Origin of the sequence: Ferrovibrio sp. (genome assembly GCF_046297595.1) — a bacterium.
In the GTDB taxonomy this organism is placed as follows: domain Bacteria; phylum Pseudomonadota; class Alphaproteobacteria; order Ferrovibrionales; family Ferrovibrionaceae; genus Ferrovibrio.
In genome coordinates this window covers 30,619-44,724 of the sequence record NZ_JBKBHT010000001.1, presented here as the reverse complement: position 1 = coordinate 44,724, position 14,106 = coordinate 30,619, and the positions used below count along the sequence as shown (strand labels likewise).

22 protein-coding genes and 1 tRNA gene are annotated in these 14,106 nt (G+C 64.7%); 17 read left to right on the top strand and 6 right to left on the bottom strand.

Annotated elements, in window-relative coordinates; all coding sequences use genetic code 11:
* Positions 1-26: 26 nt before the first annotated feature.
* From ACK4FJ_RS00285 to ACK4FJ_RS00275, 3 genes are all read right to left on the bottom strand, one after another.
* Positions 27-102: transfer RNA gene (locus ACK4FJ_RS00285), tRNA-Lys, on the bottom strand.
* A gap of 91 nt (positions 103-193) precedes the next feature.
* On the bottom strand, positions 194-733 hold the full coding sequence (locus tag ACK4FJ_RS00280; protein ID WP_409762247.1) for a DUF3833 family protein: 540 nt from the start codon (positions 731-733) through the stop codon (positions 194-196).
* 72 nt (positions 734-805) lie between these two features.
* Positions 806-1,681: a tetratricopeptide repeat protein gene (locus ACK4FJ_RS00275; protein WP_409762244.1), complete on the bottom strand. Its 876-nt coding sequence runs from the start codon at positions 1,679-1,681 to the stop codon at positions 806-808.
* Positions 1,682-1,788: 107 nt separating this feature from the next.
* Between ACK4FJ_RS00275 and ACK4FJ_RS00270 the strand changes: the two genes are divergently transcribed.
* The 6 genes from ACK4FJ_RS00270 to ACK4FJ_RS00245 all read left to right on the top strand — a co-directional run bounded on the left by ACK4FJ_RS00270 (position 1,789) and on the right by ACK4FJ_RS00245 (position 4,479).
* Complete coding sequence (locus ACK4FJ_RS00270) at positions 1,789-2,319, top strand: hypothetical protein (RefSeq protein ID WP_409762241.1); 531 nt, start codon at positions 1,789-1,791, stop codon at positions 2,317-2,319.
* A 98-nt stretch (positions 2,320-2,417) separates the two neighbouring features.
* Entirely contained in the window at positions 2,418-2,606 is a 189-nt protein-coding gene (locus tag ACK4FJ_RS00265; RefSeq protein ID WP_374304582.1) for a hypothetical protein, read from the top strand.
* A gap of 119 nt (positions 2,607-2,725) precedes the next feature.
* Positions 2,726-3,370 (top strand): hypothetical protein, encoded by a 645-nt coding sequence (locus ACK4FJ_RS00260; protein ID WP_409762238.1) that lies wholly within the window; start codon positions 2,726-2,728, stop codon positions 3,368-3,370.
* Positions 3,371-3,396: 26 nt separating this feature from the next.
* A complete protein-coding gene (locus ACK4FJ_RS00255) occupies positions 3,397-3,729 on the top strand; it encodes a hypothetical protein (protein ID WP_409762235.1) in 333 nt (110 codons plus the stop codon).
* Positions 3,730-3,733: 4 nt separating this feature from the next.
* Complete coding sequence (locus ACK4FJ_RS00250) at positions 3,734-3,937, top strand: hypothetical protein (RefSeq protein ID WP_409762232.1); 204 nt, start codon at positions 3,734-3,736, stop codon at positions 3,935-3,937.
* Between the two features lie 128 nt (positions 3,938-4,065).
* Positions 4,066-4,479, top strand: coding sequence for a hypothetical protein (locus tag ACK4FJ_RS00245; protein ID WP_409762230.1), 414 nt, complete (start codon positions 4,066-4,068; stop codon positions 4,477-4,479).
* A gap of 1 nt (position 4,480) precedes the next feature.
* Here ACK4FJ_RS00245 and ACK4FJ_RS00240 read toward each other — a convergent pair whose 3' ends face one another.
* Entirely contained in the window at positions 4,481-5,035 is a 555-nt protein-coding gene (locus tag ACK4FJ_RS00240) for a hypothetical protein (RefSeq protein WP_409762227.1), read from the bottom strand.
* Positions 5,036-5,052: 17 nt separating this feature from the next.
* Positions 5,053-5,811 (bottom strand): glucose 1-dehydrogenase, encoded by a 759-nt coding sequence (locus tag ACK4FJ_RS00235; protein ID WP_409762224.1) that lies wholly within the window; start codon positions 5,809-5,811, stop codon positions 5,053-5,055.
* Between the two features lie 260 nt (positions 5,812-6,071).
* Here ACK4FJ_RS00235 and ACK4FJ_RS00230 point away from each other — a divergent pair, with 260 nt between their 5' ends.
* The 10 genes from ACK4FJ_RS00230 to ACK4FJ_RS00185 all read left to right on the top strand — a co-directional run bounded on the left by ACK4FJ_RS00230 (position 6,072) and on the right by ACK4FJ_RS00185 (position 13,027).
* Positions 6,072-6,950 carry an alpha/beta fold hydrolase gene (locus ACK4FJ_RS00230; RefSeq protein ID WP_409762221.1) on the top strand — a complete coding sequence of 293 codons (879 nt, stop codon included), beginning with the start codon at positions 6,072-6,074 and terminating at the stop codon, positions 6,948-6,950.
* Positions 6,951-6,955: 5 nt separating this feature from the next.
* The gene (locus ACK4FJ_RS00225) at positions 6,956-7,741 is read left to right on the top strand and encodes a DUF502 domain-containing protein (RefSeq protein WP_409762218.1); all 786 of its coding nucleotides are present in this window, start codon (positions 6,956-6,958) and stop codon (positions 7,739-7,741) included.
* The gene (locus ACK4FJ_RS00220; protein ID WP_409762215.1) at positions 7,701-9,020 is read left to right on the top strand and encodes a cytochrome P450; all 1,320 of its coding nucleotides are present in this window, start codon (positions 7,701-7,703) and stop codon (positions 9,018-9,020) included. Before ACK4FJ_RS00225 ends, ACK4FJ_RS00220 begins: the two co-directional genes overlap by 41 nt.
* A 70-nt stretch (positions 9,021-9,090) precedes the next feature.
* Entirely contained in the window at positions 9,091-9,753 is a 663-nt protein-coding gene (locus tag ACK4FJ_RS00215; protein ID WP_409762212.1) for a TetR/AcrR family transcriptional regulator, read from the top strand.
* A gap of 10 nt (positions 9,754-9,763) precedes the next feature.
* Positions 9,764-10,924, top strand: coding sequence for an aromatic ring-hydroxylating oxygenase subunit alpha (locus ACK4FJ_RS00210; RefSeq protein WP_409762209.1), 1,161 nt, complete (start codon positions 9,764-9,766; stop codon positions 10,922-10,924).
* A gap of 52 nt (positions 10,925-10,976) precedes the next feature.
* Positions 10,977-11,492, top strand: coding sequence for a YeeE/YedE thiosulfate transporter family protein (locus tag ACK4FJ_RS00205; RefSeq protein ID WP_409762206.1), 516 nt, complete (start codon positions 10,977-10,979; stop codon positions 11,490-11,492).
* 15 nt (positions 11,493-11,507) lie between these two features.
* Entirely contained in the window at positions 11,508-12,122 is a 615-nt protein-coding gene (locus ACK4FJ_RS00200; protein ID WP_409762203.1) for a DUF6691 family protein, read from the top strand.
* Positions 12,123-12,143: 21 nt separating this feature from the next.
* The gene (locus ACK4FJ_RS00195; protein ID WP_409762200.1) at positions 12,144-12,347 is read left to right on the top strand and encodes a DUF2892 domain-containing protein; all 204 of its coding nucleotides are present in this window, start codon (positions 12,144-12,146) and stop codon (positions 12,345-12,347) included.
* Between the two features lie 75 nt (positions 12,348-12,422).
* Positions 12,423-12,722, top strand: a complete 300-nt coding sequence (locus tag ACK4FJ_RS00190) for an acylphosphatase (protein ID WP_409762198.1) — start codon at positions 12,423-12,425, stop codon at positions 12,720-12,722.
* A 53-nt stretch (positions 12,723-12,775) separates the two neighbouring features.
* On the top strand, positions 12,776-13,027 hold the full coding sequence (locus tag ACK4FJ_RS00185) for a hypothetical protein (RefSeq protein WP_409762195.1): 252 nt from the start codon (positions 12,776-12,778) through the stop codon (positions 13,025-13,027).
* A 32-nt stretch (positions 13,028-13,059) separates the two neighbouring features.
* On the opposite strand, the gene lipB is transcribed toward ACK4FJ_RS00185, so the two are convergent.
* Positions 13,060-13,728, bottom strand: coding sequence for a lipoyl(octanoyl) transferase LipB (gene lipB, locus ACK4FJ_RS00180; protein ID WP_409764857.1), 669 nt, complete (start codon positions 13,726-13,728; stop codon positions 13,060-13,062).
* 132 nt (positions 13,729-13,860) lie between these two features.
* Between lipB and ACK4FJ_RS00175 the strand changes: the two genes are divergently transcribed.
* The gene (locus tag ACK4FJ_RS00175; RefSeq protein WP_341895870.1) at positions 13,861-14,100 is read left to right on the top strand and encodes a FliM/FliN family flagellar motor switch protein; all 240 of its coding nucleotides are present in this window, start codon (positions 13,861-13,863) and stop codon (positions 14,098-14,100) included.
* The last annotated feature ends 6 nt before the right edge of the window (positions 14,101-14,106 follow it).

Sequence of the window (14,106 nt, the reverse complement as noted above, 5' to 3'; positions counted from 1 at the left end):
AAAATGGGCGTGTGGGGAGGCAGAGGTGGTGAGCCCGCCGGGATTCGAACCCGGGACCTCTCGATTAAAAGTCGCTTGCTCTACCAGCTGAGCTACGGGCTCACAGAGGTCTGCTTGATTGGCCAGACAGTTAACCTTACCGCCGGGCCCCAAAAGCGCGGCGACCATAGGTCGGTCGCCCGGCCCCGTCAACCTACTCGATCTTGCGAAAAGCCAGGGTCACGCTGCCCACCGGCAGGCCCCATTTCGTCACCGTGGCGCGATTCAGCACGATCTCGTCGTCGAAGCGGTAGAGCCAGTCGTCGAAGCCGACATCGATGCCGCCGGACTGGGTCTTCAGCCGCAGATCATAGGCCCAAGCCAGCGCGCTGCCCCGCGTCTGGCCTTGGGCGACGCCCAGCACATCGTCGGCTGTGCCGGAGTAGTTGCCGGCGCCATCGGGCTGGATGCGCCAGACGCGTTTCTGGATCTCCCCGTCGCTGAAACGGAAATCCTCGTCCAGCACGATGGCATTGCCATCCCGGCTGCCCCGGATATCGACCGTGAACTGGCGTACCGCCCCCCCGAAGCGGGGTTCGAACAGGCCCCAAGCCTTCACCCGGCCCGTGAAATACCGTTCCAGCTCGAAAGACCCATAGGCGGCCTGGCCGGCTGGGTCCGGGCGGTCGGTTCCGCAGGCGGCAAGCGACAGGAGGGCGAAAGGCAGCAGCAGGAGGAGCAGGCGATGGCGCATGGGATATTCATTCCAGTCTAACTCTTTGAAAAGAGAGCTAGAACGATGCGGCCGGGCGGCAAGAGCCCAGTTTTATCGCCGGAGGCGGTCCGGTGGCAGGTTCCGTTCGAACAATCGCAGGGCCAGGCTGCCGATTTCGATCCAGGCGTCCACCGGCCCCAGTTCGGCAAGCCAGCCGTAATCGAAGACATACCGGTTGCCGTTGCGCCGCTGACGGCTCGGCGCCACCGTTATGGCGGGTAGGCTGCGTGCCAGCAGCGGGACTAGCCGGGATTCGCATTCGACGATAAGCCGGCCACATAGTGACACGAGGTCGCGCAGATCGCCGGCGAAACGGATCTGGTCGCCGATACCCTGTTCCGCCACCACCAGCAGACAACGCCCCGCCATATCCTCTCCCTGCCAGCGCGGCGAGTGCAGTCCGTCGCGCAACACTTCAAGCCCCGGCGTGGGGCGCAGGCGGTATTCGTAATCCTGCAGGCCCGGCATCCATATCTGCTGGCTCAGCAGAATGGTGGCGCGGGCCATGCGCAGGGTCCGATTGTCCGGCTCCAGCGCGACGGCGCGATCCAGATAGCTGCGGGCCGAAGTCATTTCACCACTGCGATAGGCTGCTTCTGCCGCTTGGCTTAGAATCTCGGGCCATTCCGGCTGCGCGGCCAGCGCCTGCCGCAGCCAGAAGAGGGCCTCGCTTGCCGCGCCCTGATCCAGCAGCAGACAACCCAGCGCGGCCGCGCGTGCGGCGCCGCAATCCGCACTATCGGGTTGCAGGCGCAGACCGGTTTCTGCCGCCGACCAGGATTCGGCCCAGCGGCGTTCCTGCCGATACAGTATGGCAAGGCTGTGCAGCAGACCTGCATCGGTTGGCAGGAACCGACGTGCCGTGGCGAAATGCTGGATGGCGGCGGCCGTGTTTCCGTCCTTCAGGGCCCGGAGAGCGGCCTGCATGAGCGCGGCGGGGGATGTTTTGGGGTTCTTCGACATCTCTGGCGCCAGCATGCGGGGATGCTTAAGCTGCTGCAATGGTTTCCGGTTTCCTGTTACCCGACCCAGTCATGGCGGGCGCCCAACGCCGGCGCCTCGCCGACATGGCCGGCGGGCGGCCCCGCATCGGCCTGTCCTGGCGCAGTGCCAATGCCGATTTCGGCCCGCAGAAGTCCCTGCGGCTCGGCGATTTCGCGCCGATCTTTGCCGCCGTCGATGCCTTCTGGGTCGATTTGCAGTATGGCGAGACCACGGCGGAAAGGGCTGCTCTCGAGACGGGGCAGGGCGTCTCACTTTGGCGCGACAGCACCGTCGACCCGCTGCAGGAACTGGACGGGGCGGCGGCCCAGTATGCGGGACTCGATCTGGTCATCACTGTCAGCAATACGGTCGCCCATCTGGCCGGGGCCCTGGGCCTGCCTGTCTGGCTGCTGCTGTCCGCTCCGGGCTACGGCCTGCTCTGGTATTGGTTCCTGGATCGTGCTGACAGCCCGTTCTATCCGGCCATGCGGTGTTTCCGGCAGCCGCATCCCGGGGACTGGAATGCCCCGCTGACCGAGGTCGTGGATGCACTCAGGGTCCAATTCGGGCCAAAACCGTAGGGTCCGTTACCAACTTACAACCTTCGAGGGCCTGTATTTTTCTTCGCAGTTGCGGAATAATATCCTGTATCCGGAAGACAGGCCGGAGGATGAGGACGATGCCCGTGTTTTACGTTGAAGGCGGTATTTTCAAGGACTTGGCCGATCCGGCGCCGATGGCCGGCACCGAGGAACGCTATGGTCCGTTCCAGACCGAGCGCGAGGCCGACCAGGTCTGGCGTGCCCGCATGGCCGACAAGATCGATATCTGCAATCACCGCCTGCGCGTCATCCAGCGCGACGCCTGAGGCGCGATTGCCCCGCCAGCCGGGCGGGGCCTGCTTTCCCAGTTGCTAACTGCTTCGCCTGCCATGATGATTTCATGGCGGGACGGCCCGATTCGGCCCGCCTGGAGCGAGGACTAGCAATGTTCGATCCCCACGCCGCCGGCCGGCTGGTCGCCAACCGCGGCGACCTGAAGCGTAAGGCCGTGAATTACAAGCGGGGGCAGGATATGCGTCTGACGCCCGAACTGCGTGGCCAGATCGAGAAGGTGATCGTGGAAAACCAGGCGGACTTCGAACGCAGCGCGCGCGACACCATGCAGACCATGAAGGAAGCCTGGGGTTCGGCCGCCTTCAACTCCATCGGCCGTGGCCGCTATTACGAATGGATCCACGACCTCGCGCTGGAACTGAAGGGGCAGGGCAGCCTGTTTGGCTATCCGCTGGTCACGCTCTATGCCGACAACCTCAAGAACCTGTGCGGCGGCCTGACCCAGCCGTCGACAAGGTTGCATGCCATCATCGGCCTGAATATCGACGCGCTGAACATCATCGTGCGCCGGCGCATCACCGGGCCGGGCAGCGTGCTGGAGCGCCGGGTAGCCGAGGCGCTGCGCGAAGCCTATGTGAAGATGCGTCTGCGCTCGCCGTCGGAAGTGGCGGTCGAGCACAAGGTGGCGACGGCCGTGCGTCAACTCGACAGCAAGCGCGCGCCGTCGGTGCAGAACCCCGACCTGAAGCAGACCGCCCGGCAGTGGCCGAACGGCGTGCGCCTGCCGGCCAACTGAGCCGTTGCCTGTACTGGATTTTTGCCATGGCCTCGTCCGATGACCGCAACGCCAACCAGCCGCCCGAGGGCTATACCTGGCGGCCGCAGGCGATCAAGCCGATCCCGGCGGTGGAAGTGATTTCGGAAGCCATCAAGAAGGCCGATACCAGCTATTTCTTCGAAAACTACACCAAGCAGGCCAATGCCGTGGTGACGGAATTGCGCAAGCATGGTTACGTGATCGTGCCGTATTATCCCACCGTCGAGATGGTGAAGGCGGCGATGGATGAACTGCAATACGGCCAGAACAAATTCACCAACGTGGTGATGCCGATGTATCTGGCGATGATGAAATCGGCGCCCAAGGCCAAGGGCTAGGGCAATGAGCCGGGAAAAGCTGGTGGCTTTCCTGCGCGTCGCCGGGCCTGAGCGCACGGCGGAAATCCTCAAGCGTCTGCCGCCGCAGGAAGCGCTGGCCGTGCGCCAGGCGCTGGACCAGATGCCGGCCATTCCCTCTAAGCAGGTCGATCAGGCCGCCGATGCCGCCGCCACCTTCGTCGCGGCGATCACGCACAACAAGCGGTGAGCAGGCTGCTACAACGCGGTATTGCCGTGTGCCTTGTGGCCGGCATCGCGCTGCCGGCACTGGCCCAGGCAGGACTGGCCCAGGAAGGACTTGGGCCCGGCCGCCGGCCGAAAAGTCCGGACATATGCATGACCGCGCCCGAGATGGAAGCCGAAGCCGTCGTGCGCACCGGCATGATCATCCGCGGCTATGCCCGCGACTGCGCCCGGCTGGGCCATGACGGCTCGATCCTGCCCTTGTGGGCCGCGTTCGACCAGGCTAATGCGCAGCAGTTCCGCGATGCCGTGCAGCTGCGCTCGGACTCGTACAAACGCAATTATCCCGATGATCCCTATGCCGAGCAGCGCGCCACCAATGCCGTGGTGGCCTCGCGGCAGCTGACCGAGATTCCAGCCGAGGAATGTTCCGCCCTGCTTGATCTGGTCGGCTCGTTCAACGACTGGGACGCCTACATGCGGCACGTACGCATGACCGTGCTGGGGCAGGTGAAGACCACGTTCAAGCAATGCCCGCGCCGGCGCGGCGGTGCAGCGGGCCAGTAGGTCAGCCGTTCGGCACCACCACGATCCTGTTGTTTTCCAGCACCACGCTGCCGGCGCGGAAGACCGGCGCGCCGTAGGGGTCCATCTGGCCGATCACGCGCACGCGGTCGCCGGCTTTCACCTTGGTCAGATCGCGCCAGCTCGGGCCCAGGTTGATCACCTGGCTGGCATTGCCGTCGTTCAGCACGAAGGTGGTGGCCTGCGGCGACATCACCACGCCCTGCAGCATCACCGCCTTGCCGCGCGGGATTTCCGCGATGGGCACCAGGTCGGGCAGGGTGAAGGCCATGGTCTGGTTGCGCGGCGGCGCGTTGGCATTTTTTGGCGCGGGCTTTGGTGCTGCCTTGGGGGCAGTTTGGGGTTTGATAGGCTGGGTCTGCGGTTCGGCTGCCGCGCGGGGATCGGTGGTGCTGGGCGTGGGCGGCGTGGTGCCCTGCATCTGGGCGGGCGTTTGAGTCGCGGGGGCCTGAGCTGCCGGTGCCTGAGTTGCCGGTGCCTGAGTTGCCGGCGCCTGGGTCTGCGCGGCGGCGGGCCCTGCCACAAGCAGGGCCGCCATGAACGACAGGGATTTGCCTATATGCATCGGCCGCCATCGACCTCCATGCAGACGCCGGTGATGAAATTCGCCTCGTCGGAGGCGAAATAGAGGGCCGCGTTGGCGATGTCCTGCGGCGTCGAGAAGCGGCCGATCGGGATTGTGCTCACGAACTTGGCCTTCATCTCCTCGGTTTCCTCGCCGCCCATGAATTCCTTCAGCATCGGCGTCAGGCCGGCCACGGGGTTCAGTGCATTGACGCGGATCTGCTCGGGCGCCAGTTCCACGGCCATGGCTTTGGTCAGCGTGATCACGGCGCCCTTGCTGCCGTTATACCAGACCAGGCCGGGGCGGGGGCGCACGCCGGCGGTGGAGGCAATGTTGATGAAGGCGCCACCGCCGCGCTTGCGCATCATGGGCACGGCATGCATCGCCGAATTGTAGATGCTCTTGACGTTGACGGCGAATATCTTGTCGAAGGTGGCTTCGTCGGTGTCCAGCAGCGAGGCATTGCGCTGGGGCATGCCGGCATTGTTCACCATGATGTCGAGGCCGCCGAAGGCCTCCACCGTCTTCTCGACCAGGCTCTTCATCTGCTTGTTCTGGGAGACGTCGACGGCGACGGGCAGGGCCCGGTGGCCGGCCTTGTTGATGTCGCCGGCAACCTTTTCGGCGGCGGCGACGTTCAGGTCGCCGATCACCACTGCGGCGCCTTCCAGGGCATACCGCTTGGCGATGCCCTCGCCAAACCCCGAGCCGCCACCGGTCACGATTGCCACCTTGTTCGCCAGACGCATCCTGAATCCTCCCGGAAATCCCTTTGTAAAACTCCATGGCCACTCTAGCCCGTCATCCGGCCCGTGCAAGTGATTCGCCCGGGATGGCCGGTTTTCGGGGCTGGAGGGCGCTGTCGGGAGGCGCATCTCGACAGCGACCCCAAACCGGTATAGGCACAACACAAGCGTGGTCGCAGGGCGGCTATCCGAAACGCGTCGCCGCCGCCGGTCGGCCGGGTTTTTCCGGCAGCCGGCCATGGCCGGCAATAGGGAGACGAGACGTGCTGTTTCCGGGTTTCGATCAAAAGCGGGTGAATGGCGCGGGCGCCGAAATCAACCTGCGGATTGGCGGCAAGGGGCCGGCGCTTCTGCTGCTGCACGGCTATCCGCAGACGCATGCCATGTGGCACAGGATCGCGCCGAAACTGGCCGAGGACTACACCGTGATCTGCGCCGACCTGCGCGGCTATGGCGACAGTTCCAAGCCGGCGACGCAGCCCGATCATTCCTCCTATTCCAAGCGGGCCACTGCCGCCGATATGGCCGCCGTGATGACGACACTGGGTTTCGAGACCTTCCGGCTGGCCGGCCATGACCGCGGCGGGCGGGTGGCGCATCGCCTGGCGCTGGATTTCCCGGAACGGGTCGAGAAGCTGGCGGTGCTGGATATCATTCCGACGCGTACGCTGTTCGAGACCGTGAACCAGCAGGTCGCCACCGGCTATTACCACTGGTTCTTCCTGATCCAGCCCTTCGACATGCCGGAACGCATGATCGGTGCCGACCCGGAATATTATTTCCGCAAGAAGACCGGCCAGTGGTCGGGTGCCGGGCATCAGTTCGATGACGAGGCGATGGCGGAATACCTGCTCTGCTTCCGCGATCCGGCCACCATCCATGCCTCCTGCGAGGATTACCGCGCGGCGGCCTCCATCGACCTGGAGCATGACCGCGCCGACGGGGACAGTCGCATCCGTTGCCCGCTGCTGGTGCTGTGGGGCGAGAAGGGACTGATGCACAAGGCCTATGACGTGCTGGGCACCTGGCGCGAGAAGGCGGCTGGCAGTGTCGAGGGCCATGCTGTGCCGAGCGGGCATTTCCTGCCCGAGGAAGCGCCCGATGAAACCTATGCGGCCCTGCGCCGTTTCTTTGCGAGCTGACCGAGATGAGCGAGACACCACCGTCGGGGCATCCTCCCGAATCTGAAGCGCCGCAGATCATCGCGCCGGCTCCGAAGCTGAGTTTCCTGGCCCGCCTGCGTAACTATTTCCTGGCCGGCATCATCGTCACCGCGCCGATCGGCCTGACGATCTACCTTGTCGTCATCACCATCCAGGCGATCGACCGCAACGTGCGCGGCCTGGTGCCCACCGGTTACGAGCCCGAGCGGCTGATCCCCTATCAGCTTCCCTTCGGTATTCCGGGCCTCGGCGTGCTGGCCGCGCTGGTCATTCTGACATTGATCGGTTTTCTCGCCACCAACCTGCTGGGGCGTACGCTGCTGCGGGTGAGCGAGCGGCTGGTGGCCCGCATGCCGGTCATCCGCGGGCTCTACTCCGCGCTGAAGCAGATTTTCGAAACCGTGTTCAGCCAGTCGGGCCAGTCGTTCCGCCAGGTCGCGCTGGTGCCTTGGCCATCCTCGGGTTCGTGGACCATCGCCTTTGTCACCAATTACGTGCAGGGTAACGAGGTGTCGGATCATCTGGGCGACGACCTCGTGACGGTCTATGTGCCGACCACACCGAACCCCACCGGCGGCTACATGGTGTATTACCGGCGCAGGGACATCAAAATCCTGTCGACCTCGGTCGACCAGGCGATGAAGCTGATCATTTCCTGCGGCGTGATCGTGCCGCCCGAACTGGCGGCATCCATAACGGCTTCAAAGAAGGCCGGCGGAGGAAATGGCAATGCCCAACCCGGGAATGGCGACGGCGGTTTCACCCCCTGAGGCGGGCCTTGGCGGCCTGAATCTCGGGCGTTTCGCCGGCATCGGCGAGGCGCAACAGCGCGCGGCCGTGGCGACTTTCGACCTGCGCGCGCTGGATCGGGGCTTTCTTGACGATCCCTATCCGATGTATCACCTGCTGCGCCATTACGATCCGGTGCGGCAGATGCCGGATGGCAGCTATTTCCTGACCCGCTACGACGACCTGCAGGCGGTCTATCGCGACAGCAAACGCTTCAGCTCCGACAAGAAGATCGAGTTCAAACCGAAATTCGGCGATACGCCGCTCTATCGGCATCACACCACCAGCCTGGTGTTCAACGACCCGCCGCTGCATACCCGCGTGCGGCGCCTGCTGGCGCCGGCCTTCACGCCGCGTGCGCTGAAACTGCTGGAGGCGCGCTTCGTCGCCCTGGTTGATCGGCTGCTGGATCGCGCCGCCAAGCAGGGCGGCATGGATGTCGTCACCGATTACGCGGCCGCACTGCCGGTGGAAATCATCGGCGACATGCTGGCCGTGCCGCCGGCCGACCGCCATCTGCTGCGCGACTGGTCGCTGGCCATCCTCGGCGCGCTGGAACCGGTGCTGACACCGGAACGGGCCGAGGCCGGCAACCGGGCCATGCTGGAATTCGAGGCCTATCTCGATGGCCACCTGGGCGAATGGCACCGGCGCGTCGAGCAGGATGGGGATGCCGGCAGCGACGGTTTCGGCGATGTGCTGGCCGGCCTGATCCGCGGCGAGAATGGCGAGCGCCTGACCGCCGACGAACTCGTCCAGAACTGCATCTTCCTGCTCAATGCCGGTCATGAGACCACTGCCAACCTGATCGGCAACGGCGCGGCGGCCCTGCTGGACTGGCCCGACCAGAAGCAGCGCCTGATCGACGATCCCGGGCTGATGAAAACGGCGGTGGAGGAATTACTGCGCTTTGAATCCTCCAACCAGCTCGGCAACCGACGCGTGGTCGAGGAGGTCGAGATCGGCGGCGTGACGTTTGCACCCGGCACGCTGGTGACGCTGTGCATCGGCGCGGCCAACCGCGACCCGGCGCAGTTCCCCGAGCCCGACCGCCTCGATGTCGGCCGCCAGCCGAACCGGCACCTGGCTTTCGGCGCCGGCATCCATGCCTGTGCCGGCATGTCGCTGGCGCGCATCGAAGGCCAGATCGCCATCGGCCGACTGCTGGCGCGCTTCCCCAACTATCGTCGCAGCGGCGAGCCGGTGCGCGGGGGCAGGGCGCGGTTCAGGGGCTATCTGAGCTATCCGGTCGAATTCTGAAGCAGGCGGGGAAAGAGCCATACCGCATCTTTGTCCTCGACATTGAATTGAATTCAATTAAGGTAGTGCCATGCCCCCGCGTCTCCGTGCCTCCGCCGCCCAGCTCCTGCCGCCCGAACTGCCTGCCTCTGCGCGCGGCGGCGAGACGCGCGAGCGCATCCTGAAGGCGGCGGCCAAAGTGCTGGTGGCCGGCGACGGACAATGCGAGATCGCCGATGTGGCGCGTGCGGCCGGCGTGTCGGCGGGGTTGAGCTATCACTATTTCACTTCCAAGGCCGGCTTGATCGCTGCCGTGGTCGAGGCCTTCTACGACCGTTTCGAAGCCGCCGTGATGGACGTGAATCCCAAGCCCGGCGCGACCTGGGGCGAACGCGAAAGGTTGCGGCTGGAACGCATGGTGGCGTTTCACTATGCCGAACCGCTGGCGCCGCTGATCCTCACGCGGCTCAGCCGCACCCCAGACGTGGCGGCAGTGGAGGCGACCCGTCTGGCCCGGCATATCGACCTGGCCGCGCGCAATATCGAGATCGCGCAGGAGCGCGGTGAAATTCCGGCCGACCTCGATGCCAGCCTGCTTGGCGCCATGATCCTGGGCGGCCTGCGGCAGGCCATCGGCCAGGCACTGGCGGCAGCGAAGCGGCCGGCGCAGGCGAAAGTGACCGAACAGCTCTGGCAGTTCATCGCCGGCACGGCCCGGTTCAATCCGTCGCAGGCCAGAAAGAAACAGCGATAGGGAGCAGGCCATGCAGGCGGCGCAGCAGATCGACTGGCTGGAGCGGACCCGCCGCAACATGGCGGCCGGCGCCAGCGACATGGTGGACAGCATCGCCCGCATCGACGTGGCGCGGTATACCGATCCGGCGCGACTGGCGCGCGAACAGGACCTGATTTTCCGCCGCCATCCCATGGCGGTGAGTTTTTCATCCAAGCTGGCGCATCCGGGCGATGTGGTGACCCACGATCTGCTCGGGATCCCGATCCTGCTGACGCGCGACCGCGAGGGGCGGCTGAACGCCTTCCTCAATGTCTGCCGCCATCGCGGCGCCAAGCTGGTCTGGCAGCGCGAGCAATGCGGCCAGCGGTCGCTGGTCTGTCCCTATCACGCCTGGACCTACGATCTGGTCGGCCGCTTACGCGGCATCCCGCACGAGGAAGGTTTCACCCAGCTCGACAGGGCGACGCATGGTCTGGCACGCCTGCAGGTGGCCGAGGCCTTCGGCATTGTCTTCGTGGTGCCGCAGCCGGGCGAGGATTACGACTTCGACGGGTTCTTCACCACGCTGCGGGATGATCTCGACAGTTTTGGCCTGGGCAGCCATGTGCTCTACGACGAACGCGAGATCGGCATTGCCGGCAACTGGAAGCTGGTGGTGGAAGGCGGGCTGGAAACCTATCACGTCCGCCAGGCCCATCGCGCCACCATCGCGCCGATGTTCGCGGACAATGTCGCGGTGGCCGACCGGCTCGGCCGCCATGCGCGGCTCTATTTCACCAAGCGCAACGCCGCCGAGCTGCAGGGCCAGCCGCTGGAAGGCAAGTCGGTACGCGACTATGGCAATCCTCTTTATTATATCTTCCCCAATCTGGTGATCCTTGTGCAGCCGGATCATGCCACGGTGATGGCGGTGTTTCCGCAGGGCACCGATACCTGCATCGTGCAGGGCGGGGCGCTGATCCCCGAACCGCCGCAAAATGACAAGGCCCGCCTGCACTGGGACAGGAACGTGAAAATCTTCTGGGATGCGCTGGATGAGGATTTCCAGATGGCGCAGGCGATCCAGCCCGGCTTCCGCTCCGGCGCCAACAGCCATGTCACCTTCGGCCGCTTCGAGCAGGGCTGCATCTGGTTCCACGAGGAAATGGATCGCGTGCTTGATTCAGGTCAATCTAAAACACAAAATTAGTGTATAAATAGCCTCGTCGGCTGGTCCTCATGATTCGGCCGGGGAGGTGGACATGTATTCGCTACGCGAAAAAGCCTGGTCGCCTTATGCGGCCGGCATCCTGATCGGGCTGCTGCAAATTCCGGCATTCCTGCTGATCAACACGGCGCTCGGCGCCTCATCGTCCTACGTCACGGTCGCCGGCCATCTCGCCGGTTTCGTCGATCCGGCCGTGGCCAAGATCGACTACTTCGCCAAACACCTGGCCGGTGCCAAGAACTGGTGGCAGGTCGCGCTGGTGATCGGCGTGGCCCTTGGTGCCTTACTGTCTTCGCGCCTGTCCGGGGCGAAGCGTCCCGCCATGTCCTATGTCTGGGAACGTGGCCTGGGCATCACCAGCCTGTCGGGCCGCTTGCCGCTCGCCTTCGTGGCCGGCTTCATCATGCTGTTCGGCGCCCGCATCGCCGATGGCTGCACCAGCGGCCATGGCCTTTCCGGCATCGCCCAGCTTTCCATCGGTTCGTTCATCGCCGTGGCGGCGATGTTCGCCGGCGGCATCGCCACCGCCCTGTTCCTGCGGCGCGTGTAAGAGGAGGAGGGGATCATGAGCGTGCTATCCGCCATCCTTGTTGGTCTGGCCATGGGTCTGGTCTTCGGTCTGGCGCTTGAGAAATCGCGGGTTTTTGAGCCCGGCGTGATCGTCGGCCAGATGCAGCTGCGCAATTTCACCATGCTGAAGGTGTTCCTCACCGCCGTCGCCACCGGCCTCGTGGTGCTGGCAGTCATGAATGGCTTCGGGATCATCAAGCTGGCCCCCAAGGCCACGCTGTATACCGCCGATATCGTCGGCGGCCTGATCCTGGGCGCCGGCATCACCCTGGCCGGTGCCTGTCCGGGCACCGTTCTGGCGCAGGTTGGCGCCGGCTACCGCGATGCCTGGGTCACCCTGGCCGGCGGCATCTGCGGCGCCATGGCCTTCGGCTATCTGGAACCGACCCTGAAGCCATGGATTTCCGGCGGGCCGGGCAAGCTGACCCTCGACCAGACGATGGGCCTGCCGTTCTGGCTGGTCGCGCTGGCTTTGGCGGCTTTGCTGGTCGTGCTGCTGGTGATCATGGAACGCTGGCGTCCCTGGCGGAGCGAACTTGGCCGCAATGTCGATGGCGATGCCGACCGCTCCATGCCTTCGGGCAGCCCCCGCATTGCCCCGCAATCCTGAAAGCAGAAAAGGAAGCCTCCCATGAAAAGCAATGTCGGCGGCATCGACCGCGCCGTCCGTATCCTCGTCGGGCTGGGCCTGATCTCCCTGCTGGTCTGGTATCCGGGCGAGGCCCGCTGGTTCGGGCTGATCGGGCTGGTGCCCCTGGCGACCGGCCTGTTCCGGTTCTGCCCGGCCTACAGCCTGCTGGGGATCAATACCTGCCCAATGAAATCGGCCGACTAAGTAAGACCAAGGCATAGGCCGGGCTGGCGTCCGACCCTCTGGAAGGGTCGGGCGCCGCCGGTTTAAACTCGCGCCATGAGCAAGATGGCGCGCCGCTATTTCGTGACCGGACGGGTTCAGGGTGTCGGCTTCCGATACTGGGCCGCCGGCCGAGCGAAGCATTATGGCCTGGTTGGCTGGGTGCGAAACCGCAGGGACGGCCGGGTCGAAATCCTCGCCTATGGCGAAACCGAAGCCCTGAGCAATCTGGAGCGCGAGCTTGCGGATGGACCACCGGCTGCCCTGGTCCAGGGCGTCGAGCCTGGCCCGGTGAGCCCAGAGGAGGCCGAACTGGCTGCGGGCGCTACTGCCTTCGAGCAGACACCCACCCTGTAATCCGGGAATGCGTCTTTATCTCACCTGTAACTTCATAAATGAGATTTATATAAATGGAAAATAATAAGAAATTCAAATTGACTTGGCGGCAATGGCTAATCTGCTACACGGGTTCCATCGGGTTCGGTGGCATCACATGGTGGGGCACTGACAATCCCTGGATTGGCGGCGGTGTTTTGGTCGCCTTTACGGCTGCTTACGTGTTCTATCTGGCGGGCCAGGCGACGAAGCAGCCCAAGCAGGTCCCTGCCGAAGGGATGTCGCGGCAGCAAAAGCGGGCGCTTAAAAGAAAGAGTAAAATTTAATTATTTCAATATATTATAATTATAAATTTACTTTAAACCTTACATTCCGACCCGAGCCGTTCCAGCAGGGCCGTGCGGAGCGTATCGCGCAGGACCAGGTCCACTTCCGGCAGGCTGGCGGTATGGCCCAGATCGGCCAGCGAGGTGACGCCGAAAGGCTCGGCCTCGGTATTCTGGATTCCGCAGGCCACGATGCCGTCGTAATGGTCGAGGGCGGGGTCGACATTCAGGCTCAGGCCATGGAAGGTCACCCAGTGGCGGACCCGGACCCCGATGGCGGCGATCTTGTCCTCCCGGCCCGGGCCCTGGTCCGGCCGGGCGACCCAGACGCCCACGCGGCCATCGCGGATTTCACCCTTGATGTTGAAACGGGCCAGGGTGGCGATCACCCAGTCCTCCATCCGGCAGACGAAGGCGCGCACGTCCTTCCCGCGCAGGTTGAGGTTGAGCATCAGATAAACCACCCGCTGGCCCGGGCCGTGATAGGTGTACTGGCCGCCGCGGCCGGCGGTGTAGACCGGGAAACGCGGGTTCAGCAGGTCGGCCGGCCTGGCCGAGGTACCTGCGGTGTAGAGTGCCGGGTGCTCCAGCAGCCAGACGGCCTCGCGGGCCTCGCCGGCGCGGATGGCGGCCACGCGGGCTTCCATGGCGGCCAGGGCATCCTCATAGGGAACCGGGCTGTCGCTGATGACCCATTCCACCGGGCCGGCGGGGGTGTCGATCAGATCGGAAGACGGGGGAAGGAGGGCCATGCGGGGTAACGCGAACCTTAACGCTGTGCTAACCTTGCCCGGGTTACTTAGCGTCTGCAGAGCCCCGAAGGAAGGTGCGGCATGGCCATCAATACCGCTGTCAACGACGTCTCGGTCGAAATCTCGGTCGTCCTGGGCAAGGCCACCATGCCGATCCACCAGGTGCTGAAGGTAGGCCGCGGCGCCGTGATCGAACTGGATGCCAGCGTCGACGACCATGCCTGGATCTTCGCCAACAACAAGCTGATCGCCCGGGGTGAAATCGTCATTTCCGGCGAGAAGGTCGCGGTCTCGATCACCGACACCATGTCGGACGATTGAGGGCCG